The 1803-nt window shown below is 69.3% G+C and carries 1 pseudogene; it reads right to left on the bottom strand.

The features are described 5' to 3' along the window. Window positions 1–1803 (bottom strand): annotated as a pseudogene (locus CWO91_RS45365) (AAA family ATPase); the annotation flags it as partial.

Genomic DNA, 1803 nt, shown 5'->3' with positions numbered 1-1803 from the left:
AAGCGCTGCCGCTTCGGACGCACCAGGGTCGCATAGGCGGCGTCCTGCACGAGCGCATGCTTGAAGCTGTAGGTCGCGTGCGGCGGCGTCCCGCGCCGGAACACGAGGCCCGAGCCGACGAGGTCATCCAACCCCGCCTGCAGATCGCTCTCCGGCAGCGCCGCCGTCATCGCGAGCAGTTCGTGCGAGAATTCCCGGCCAATCGTGGCCGCGACCTGGGCCACCTCACGGGCCGGAGCCAGCCGATCGAGACGCGCCAGCAGCGACTCCTGGAGCGTCGTCGGGATCGCCATGGGCGGCAGCGGCCCCGCGAGCGCGTAATGGTCGCCCTCATCGCGGAGCAGATTGGTCTCCAGCACAGTCCGCGTCAGCTCCTCGAGGAACAGCGGCACGCCATCCGTCTTGGCGACGATCTGGTCGAGCACCGCAGGAGGTAGCGCCTTGCCGCCGCTCAGCCGCGCGACGATGGCCGCACCCTCCCGGCGGCTCAACCGGCTGAGGGTCAGCGCGGAGACATGGGCATAGTGCATCCAGGGCGGCACGAACTCGGGCCGGAAGGTGATGAGAACGAGCACGGGAGCACTTTGCACCCGGTCCACCAGGAGATCGAGCAGCTCGAGCGAGGTCGGATCAGCCCAGTGCACGTCCTCATACAGGGCGAGGACGGGCCGGCGAGTCGCGAGACCCAGGACCTGATCGACCAGCTCGTCAAGCGTCCGCTCCTTCTGCCGATGCGGGCTCATGTCGAGCGGCGGGTAGCGCGCATCCGTCTCCAGCGACAGCAAGGCCGCGAGCAGCGGAGCCACCGCGGCGACATGTTCGGTCGATAGCGCAAGCAGCGCCTCGAGCTTGTCGAGCCGCGTTGCAGCGGGATCGTCCGCGGCGAAGCCCGCCGCCCGCTCCAAATGCCCGATCACTGGATAGAGCGGGCTGGTCTGATGGTGCGGTGAGCAGTAGTGGCTCAGGGCCGTATGCGGCTCATTCTCAAGTCGCCCGCGCAGCGCCCGCAGAAGACGCGACTTGCCGATGCCAGGCTCGCCCGTCAGCAGAACCACCTGGCCGTCACCCTCCTTGGCCCGCTCCCAGTGCTCGAGCAGCAGGCCGATCTCATGGTCGCGACGACCAGCGGCGTCAGTCCAGCCCCGTGCAACGCCTCGAACCGGCTCTCGGCGGCGCCTTCCCCGACCACGCGCCACGGCCGCACCGGAACGGGAAAGCCTTTCAAGATCTGCATGCCGAGTTCGGTAAGCTCGAACAGTCCGCCAATGAGCTCCCGGGTGCGGGCGGAAATCACCACAGTGCCGGGCGCGGCCATGGCCTGCAGCCGCGCCGCGAGGTTCGGCGTGTCGCCGACCACGGTCTCCTCGCGCGCCGCACCTTCGCCGATCAACTCGCCGACTACCACCGGACCGGTCGCGATGCCGACACGGGCCGCCAGCGTCTCACCATCCGCCGATGCCAGGCTGTGTACCGCCGCGACGGCCGCGAGGCCGGCGCGCACCGCGCGTTCGGCCTCATCCTCATGGGCGCGCGGATAGCCGAAATAGGCCAGCACACCATCGCCCATGTACTTCGCCACGTGCCCTTCGAACCGCGCGATCGCGCCCGCCACTGCACTCTGATAGGACCGCAGGACTTGCGCCATTTCCTCCGGATCGAGCCGCGCCGCGAGCGCGGTCGAGTCGACCAGGTCGACAAACATCACGGTGAGCTGGCGGCGCTCGGCCTCCGGTGCAAGCGCAGCGCTGCCGGAGGTGACGCTGGGCACGGCCGTAACAGGGGTGGTCGCCGACATTGAGCCGG

The sequence above is a fragment of the Bradyrhizobium genosp. SA-3 genome, assembly GCF_004212635.1.
In the GTDB taxonomy this organism is placed as follows: Bacteria; Pseudomonadota; Alphaproteobacteria; order Rhizobiales; family Xanthobacteraceae; genus Bradyrhizobium.
Note: the sequence above shows the minus strand (reverse complement) of the source record. Positions and strands in the feature narration are given on the sequence as shown.